This window comes from Streptomyces sp. ISL-96, assembly GCF_018614035.1.
In the GTDB taxonomy this organism is placed as follows: domain Bacteria; phylum Actinomycetota; class Actinomycetes; order Streptomycetales; family Streptomycetaceae; genus Streptomyces.
In genome coordinates, this window is the sequence record NZ_JAGGPA010000035.1 from 124,415 (window position 1) to 131,560 (window position 7,146).

Below are 7,146 nucleotides of genomic sequence, written 5' to 3' on the forward strand. Positions count from 1 at the left end.
TAACGACAGTCCGGGGGCCCTCTTCGACGTACTGCGACCGGGGACCGGGGCTTACTTCGCCTCGGCCTTCTGCAGCTCGGCAAGCTCCTCGTCGGACTCACGGCCCGGCGTCGGAAGGTTGAACTTGGTGATCGCGAAGCGGAAGACCACGTAGTAGACCGCCGCGAAGCACAGGCCGACCAGGGCCAGGCCCCACGGGTTGGTCGCGATACCGAGGTTCAGGAAGAAGTCGACCGCACCGGCCGAGAAGCCGAAGCCGTCCTTCATGCCGAGCGCCCAGGTCAGCGCCATGGAGACACCGGTCAGGACCGCGTGGATCGCGTACAGCACCGGCGCGATGAACATGAAGGTGAACTCGATCGGCTCCGTCACGCCGGTCACGAAAGCGGTGAGCGCGAGGGAGAACATCATGCCGCCGACGACCTTGCGGCGCTCGGGGCGGGCGCAGTGGGTGATCGCGAGGCAGGCCGCCGGGAGGGCGAACATCATGATTGGGAAGAAGCCGGTCATGAACTGACCCGCGGTCGGGTCACCGTGCAGGAAGCGGGCGATGTCGCCGTGGTAGTCGACGCCGCCGTCGTTGTACGTACCGGCCTGGAACCACGGGAAGGAGTTCAGCAGGTGGTGCATGCCGATGGGGATCAGGGCACGGTTCGCGACACCGAAGATGCCCGCGCCGACGGCGCCGGAACCGACCAGCCACTCACTGAGGTTGTGCAGGCCCGCACCGAGGACCGGCCAGATCAGGCCAAAGACGATGCCGACGACGAGACCCGCGAAGGCGGAGAGGATCGGGACGAGACGGCGGCCGCCGAAGAAGCCGGCCCAGGCGGGCAGCTTGGTCCGGTAGAACTTCTGGTACAGGAGGGCTACGACGATGCCCATGACCACGCCACCGAGCACACCGGCGTTGACCGGCGCCTCATTCATGACGATCTTGCCGTCGACGACGGCGGCGACCTTCGGCAGGTTGGCGTCGGTGAAGGTGGCGAGCACCTTCTGGAAGACGAGGTAACCGGTGACGGCCGCGAGGGCGGTCGAGCCGTCCGACTTCTTGGCGAAGCCGATCGCGATACCGACGGCGAACAGCAGCGGCATGTTGTCGAGAATCGCGCCACCACCGGCCGCCATGTAACCGGCGAGCTTGGTGATGAAGGTAGGGAACGACTCCTTGCCGAGCATGTCGGCCTGGCCGAAACGCACCAGGAGCGCGGCGGCAGGCAACACGGCGACCGGCAGCATGAGGCTGCGGCCGATGCGCTGCATGACAGCCATCGCGCCGGAGCCCTTCTTCTTGGCGGCCGCGGGGGCGGCGGCGCTGTCCGTGGACATCATTTCCTCCATGGGGCAAGGCGCCGCCCAGGGGGAAATGGGGGACGGCGGCGTCTCGGGGACATCGCGGCACACTCGCCACGTGGTCTACACCACTCAGTGGTGTAGACCAGTTTTAGCATGGTGAAGGACGGATAAGGAACCTCCGCTTCCCGTGCTCCAGAACACACCCGCCCACGCACGACAAAGGCCCCCGGACCGGACAGGTCCGAGAGCCTTTGAGGCGCATGGGCACCTATGCATGGGCACCTATGGCAGGGGACGCCTATTTGGTGACATCCCGTTCGATCTCTTCCTCGACCTCTTCCGGTTCCCGCCCCGGAGTCGGCAGATCGAACTTGACGATCGCGAACCGGAAGATCGCGTAGTAGAGGACCGCGAAGGCCAGACCAATGGGAATGATCAACCATGGTTTGGTCGCGAGGCCCCAGTTGATGACGTAGTCGATCAACCCGGCCGAGAAACTGAAGCCGTCCTTCACGCCCAGCTCCCACGTCACGGCCATCGAGACACCCGTGAGCACCGCGTGAATCACGTACAGCAGCGGCGCGATGAAGAGGAACGAGTACTCGATCGGCTCCGTAATACCGGTGACGAGCGACGTCAGACCGACCGACAGCATCATGCCGCTCACCGCCTTCCGGCGATGCGGCTTCGCCGTGTGCGCGATCGCCAGCGCGGCGGCCGGCAGCGCGAACATCATGATCGGGAAGAAACCGGTGAGGAACTGCCCGGCCGTCGGGTCGCCCGCCAGGAACCGGTTGATGTCACCGTGAACGACCGTGCCGTCCGGCTTCGTGAAGTCACCGAACTGGAACCACACGAAGACGTTCAGGAACTGGTGCAGACCGACCACCAGCAGCGCGCGGTTCGCGACACCGAAGATCCCGGAACCCCACGACCCCGCATCCACCAGCCACTCGCTGAAGCTCGTCAGCGCGTCACCGACCGGCGGCCACACCCACAGGCACAGCGCCGCGAAACCGATCGCGACGAACGCCATGATGATCGGGACCAGCCGGCGGCCGTTGAAGAAGCCGAGCCAGTCGACCAGCTTCACCCGGTGGAAACGCTGCCAGAACCACGCCGACAGCAGCCCTATGACGATGCCGCCGAAGACCCCCGGATTCTGGTACGTCGCCGCCGTGAAGGTGTCGTCACCGGCGAGGCAGCCACCCGTGACGGTCGTGGTGCCCTCCGGACAGTCCACCGGAAACTGATGAAGCACCGCGTAGTAAACGAGAAAACCGGCCACCGCGGCGAGCGCCGTCGAGCCGTCCGACTTCCTCGCCATGCCGATGGCCACACCCACCGCGAACAGCAGCGGAAGCCCCAGCGAAGAGTCGAGCAGCGCCCCGCCTGCCCCCGCCATGACCTTGGCGACGTTCGTCCAGCCCAGACCGTCCTCACCGAAGACGTCCGGCTGACCGAGGCGGTTCAGGATGCCGGCCGCGGGCAGCACGGCGATGGGGAGCTGGAGGCTGCGCCCCATCTTCTGCAGCCCCTTGAACGTGCCGCTCCACCACTTCTTCCGCGGCTCGGCCCCGCTGTTCGTATTCGAACTCATCGGCGTCCTCCCGGAACGAGCCAGGTTTGGCGGGCGTTGGCAAACTGGTGTAGACCAGTTGCGGTACGAACGTCGGTACGGTCCGGAGCTCCGGCCGGAAGACAGGGCGCCGGTGATCGCCATCCTTCGGTACGGGGCGGTTACTCGCCCGCGAAGTTGGGCCAACCGTGAGTTACCGTGTCAAAGCGGCCGCGGTGGGCCGGGACTCCGCGCTCTGAACACGCTCCGAACAGGCTCGAACAGGCTTTGAACAACAAGGAGAAAGACATGGCCAGCAAGGCTGAGAAGATCGTCGCCGGGCTCGGCGGTATCGACAACATCGACGAGATCGAAGGCTGCATCACCCGCCTTCGCACCGAGGTCCACAACCCCGACCTGGTCGACGAGGTCGCCCTCAAGGCCGCCGGCGCCCACGGCGTCGTCAAGATGGGCACCGCGATCCAGGTCGTCATCGGCACGGACGCCGACCCCATCGCGGCGGACATCGAAGACATGATGTGAGTCAGCGATGACTCGGCAGTGAGGGACCCTTCCGACTTCCAGACCTCTCGACCTCTCGACGAGTTCTCGAACCGGAACGGGCCCCTCACGCATGTCCGGGTCCGGCGGCTAGGCTCCACACATGTCTCGAATCGACGGCCGCACCCCCGAACAGCTCCGCCCGGTCACCATCGAACGCGGATGGAGCAAGCACGCCGAGGGCTCCGTCCTCATCTCCTTCGGTGACACCAAGGTCTTCTGCACCGCCTCAGTCACCGAAGGCGTCCCGCGCTGGCGCAAGGGCAGCGGCGAAGGCTGGGTCACCGCCGAATACTCGATGCTGCCCCGCTCCACCAACACCCGAGGCGACCGCGAATCCGTACGCGGCAAGATCGGCGGCCGTACGCACGAGATCTCGCGCCTCATCGGCCGCTCCCTCCGCGCCGTCATCGACTACAAGGCCCTCGGCGAGAACACCATCGTCCTCGACTGCGACGTACTCCAGGCCGACGGAGGCACCCGCACCGCAGCCGTCACCGGCGCCTACGTCGCCCTCGCCGACGCCATCGCCTGGGCCCAGGCCAAGAAGATCGTCAAGCACGGCCGCAAGCCGCTCATCGGCACCGTCGCCGCCGTCAGCGTCGGCATCGTCGACGGCGTCCCCCTCCTCGACCTCTGCTACGAGGAGGACGTCCGCGCCGACACCGACATGAACGTCGTCTGCACCGGCGACGGCCGCTTCGTCGAGGTCCAGGGCACGGCGGAGGCGGAGCCGTTCGACCGCAAGGAACTGAACGCCCTGCTGGACCTCGCGAGCGGCGGCTGCGCCGACCTCACCGCGATCCAGACCACGGCACTGGAGACCCTGAGGCCCTGAGCAACCGCGGACGCCCTCTTGAGCGTCTCCAATGACACGGGCGTACGGGCCGAACCGTACGCCCGTCCACCGATTTTTGATCCCGCACACCCGCACACCTTTACACCCGTGTACCTGGGGGAGGACCCGCTCCATGCGCAGTCGCCGTAGTAGCCGTATCGCACTCGCCGTCGTCACCGCTGTCGCGCTCACCGGCCTGGTCGGCGGCTGCGGAGCCCTCGACAAGGCAATGGACTGCGTGAAGACCGCCGACGCCATAGCCACCAGCGTCGACAAGCTCTCCACGGCCGTGTCCACGGCGGCCGACGACCCCACGAAGCTGAACGATGCCCTCAACGACATCGACAAGGAACTGACGAGCCTCGAGGACACCACGGACAACGCGGACCTGAACAAGGCAGTCGACGACCTGAACAAGGCCGTCGACAACGTCCGTACCGCCGTGAAGAACGGCGACGAAACCCCGGACATCGCGCCCGTCACCGAGGCTGCCACCGAGATCGGCAAGGTCTGCACCCCGTAGATACTGTGGGGGCATGACCCGCCTGATCCTCGCCACCCGTAACGCCGGGAAAATCACCGAGCTCCACGCGATCCTCGCCGACGCAGGTCTCCACCACGACCTCGTCGGCGCGGACGCCTACCCCGAGATCCCCGACGTCAAGGAAACCGGCGTCACCTTCGCCGAGAACGCGCTGCTCAAGGCGCACGCGATGGCCCAGGCCACCGGCCTCCCCGCTGTCGCCGACGACTCAGGCCTGGCAGTCGACGTCCTCGGCGGAGCCCCCGGCATCTTCTCGGCCCGCTGGTCCGGCACCCACGGCGACGACACCGCCAACCTGAACCTGATCCTGGCCCAGCTGGCGGACATCGACGACCCCCACCGCACGGCCCACTTCACCTGCGCGGCGGCCCTGGCCCTCCCGGACGGCACGGAACGAGTAGTCGAAGGCCGCCTGCAGGGCACCCTCCGCCACACCCCCGCCGGCACGAACGGCTTCGGCTACGACCCCATCCTCCAGCCCGACGGCTACGCCGTAACCTGCGCGGAACTGACCCCGGCAGAGAAGAACGCCATCAGCCACCGAGGCAAGGCGTTCCGAGCGCTGGCACCGGTGGTGCGGGAGCTGTTGGGCTGAGGTGTACCTACGTGGACGGCTCGGCTCGCGGTACGCGAGCCGAGCCGTCGGTTGGTGCGCCCGGTCGGATTCGAACCGACAAACACGACCACCTAAAGATCGCCGCTCGCCCTTGGCGTACGGGCGCATGCACCACGGCCACTTTACTGGTCGAAGCCGACTGACGTGAGGAGAGGCCGACTATGAGGTCCGCCGACGGCCACCTCGGCACCAGGTGTTGGTGATCGCGTGGCAATTGGGGCACAGCAGCCTGAGGTTCTCGGCGCGGTCGTCGCTCCAGTCACCGCTGATGTGGTCGACCTCCAATGTCATCGGCTTCCCGAGCCACATGGGGCCGGTGCCGCACTCGTCGCACTGCTCGGGAACGCCAGTCTCGAAAAGTGCGCGTCGCAAGTGAGTCGCCTTCGTGCGCCGCTTGCCGTTGTGCTTCGTCAGCACGTCCGCAGCTCTTCTGGCAGGAGTCAGTGATGGCTTGCCTCGCTGGTGCCCCTGCCCGAGAAGGTGCTCCGTGGGGATGGCATCCTGCGCCATCCACAGCTTCAGCAGCGCTCGCTGGCTTTCACTGTCCGGCCGACCAAGGCGACGCAGAATATCGGCGATGGAGACAGCTGCGGCCACGGCTTCGCTGAGCTGTTCGCGGCCGGGTCGCGGGCCACCTTTGTGGTAGCCGCGCCGTTGGAAATGCGACACGTCGATGCCGAAGTGGGCGAAACGCTCGAACAAGTACCGGCGCAGGCGACCGTACGGACGAGTCTCGAGGAACGAGATGACTTCATCGATGTTCGCGCAGCACCCTGCCGCCTCGGCCAGCCGTTCCCGTGTGTACCTCTGAGCCTGGCTCATTGGCCATCACCACGCCGTGACACCCGAACCGTGCGCCCTTTACTGCGGCCGCGATAAGAGTCGGTTGCCGAATGACAATTCGGGCACAGGAGCCGCAGGTTGTCGATGCAGTTGTTCCGCCAGTTCCCGTCGATGTGGTCCACCTCGAGAGGGAGGGGGTGTTCGCGCCACACCGGTTCCGTCCCACAGAGTGCGCAGTTGTCGGAAGTTCCGAGGTCCAGCATCGCTCGCTTGAGCCGCCCACTCTGCTCCCGGCGGGCGTTGGCAGGATCCTGCTCGGTAAGTACCTCCTGTGCCGTCCGGCGGCGTCGCCTTTCGGGCTTTCCGGTGCGGACGTGTGGATCGAAGTGTGAAGTGTCGATGCCGAACGCCTTTACTCTGCGGCTGATGTGGGTGTGGTGGCCACCCACGACTTCGAGCCCGAGCCGGCGCAGGACGTCGCACATGTTCGTAGACGCGGCGACTACGGGTGCGAGAACCTCTTTGGTCCATCGCGCACCTTCACGCTCGAAGTGAGATATGTCGACGCCCAACTTCTTCATGCGCCCGTGGATGTAGCGTCGCGATGGACTCTTCGGGTCCACCTTCAGCTTGATCAAAGCTTCGGAGAGCGTTCGCGACGAACCTGCCGCCTCCGAGGCGCTCACGCGTGTAAGGGCTTACCGGCATGTTTCCCCTCCGTATCCGGCCGTATGTGCACGACCTCGTACGGATTAACGAACCGGTTATCGGATGGTTACGTCCGAAATGCGGAATGCACTGCGCCACTTGGGCGGCGGGGAGGTGGCTTCGGGGGCCCGAGGCGTTGGTTGCTTCTGCGATGGGGGCCGCCACATGTAAGTGTGGCGGTGGAGGCCCGCCCCTCAAGGGCCAATGCCGCGTAGTTAAGGGCTTGCAGAGAATTAACT

The 7,146-nt window shown here is 66.1% G+C and carries 7 protein-coding genes, 1 tRNA gene and 1 pseudogene; 4 read left to right on the forward strand and 5 right to left on the reverse strand.

Translation table 11 applies throughout. The features are described 5' to 3' along the window. Window positions 1-51: 51 nt before the first annotated feature. Window positions 52-1,332, reverse strand: a complete 1,281-nt coding sequence (locus J7E96_RS22655; protein WP_215133489.1) for a PTS transporter subunit EIIC — start codon at window positions 1,330-1,332, stop codon at window positions 52-54. Window positions 1,333-1,597: 265 nt separating this feature from the next. Beyond that, window positions 1,598-2,899, reverse strand: a complete 1,302-nt coding sequence (locus tag J7E96_RS22660; protein WP_215133490.1) for a PTS transporter subunit EIIC — start codon at window positions 2,897-2,899, stop codon at window positions 1,598-1,600. Between the two features lie 246 nt (window positions 2,900-3,145). Here J7E96_RS22660 and J7E96_RS22665 point away from each other — a divergent pair, with 246 nt between their 5' ends. The 4 genes from J7E96_RS22665 (at window position 3,146) to rdgB (ending at window position 5,395) form a co-directional block, all read left to right on the forward strand. Then, the gene (locus tag J7E96_RS22665; protein WP_285439502.1) at window positions 3,146-3,400 is read left to right on the forward strand and encodes a PTS glucose/sucrose transporter subunit IIB; all 255 of its coding nucleotides are present in this window, start codon (window positions 3,146-3,148) and stop codon (window positions 3,398-3,400) included. 121 nt (window positions 3,401-3,521) lie between these two features. Continuing rightward, a complete protein-coding gene (gene rph / locus J7E96_RS22670) occupies window positions 3,522-4,256 on the forward strand; it encodes a ribonuclease PH (RefSeq protein WP_215133491.1) in 735 nt (244 codons plus the stop codon). A 133-nt stretch (window positions 4,257-4,389) separates the two neighbouring features. Then, the gene (locus J7E96_RS22675; RefSeq protein ID WP_215133492.1) at window positions 4,390-4,779 is read left to right on the forward strand and encodes a hypothetical protein; all 390 of its coding nucleotides are present in this window, start codon (window positions 4,390-4,392) and stop codon (window positions 4,777-4,779) included. A 13-nt stretch (window positions 4,780-4,792) separates the two neighbouring features. Next, the gene (gene rdgB / locus J7E96_RS22680) at window positions 4,793-5,395 is read left to right on the forward strand and encodes an RdgB/HAM1 family non-canonical purine NTP pyrophosphatase (protein ID WP_215133493.1); all 603 of its coding nucleotides are present in this window, start codon (window positions 4,793-4,795) and stop codon (window positions 5,393-5,395) included. Between the two features lie 52 nt (window positions 5,396-5,447). Here the strand turns inward: rdgB and J7E96_RS22685 are convergent. From J7E96_RS22685 to J7E96_RS22695, 3 genes and pseudogenes are all read right to left on the reverse strand, one after another. Continuing rightward, a tRNA-Leu gene (locus J7E96_RS22685) sits at window positions 5,448-5,522 on the reverse strand. 53 nt (window positions 5,523-5,575) lie between these two features. Continuing rightward, window positions 5,576-6,238, reverse strand: coding sequence for an HNH endonuclease signature motif containing protein (locus tag J7E96_RS22690; protein ID WP_215133494.1), 663 nt, complete (start codon window positions 6,236-6,238; stop codon window positions 5,576-5,578). Beyond that, a pseudogene (locus tag J7E96_RS22695) lies at window positions 6,235-6,907 on the reverse strand (HNH endonuclease). Before J7E96_RS22695 ends, J7E96_RS22690 begins: the two are co-directional and overlap by 4 nt. Window positions 6,908-7,146: the final 239 nt, after the last annotated feature.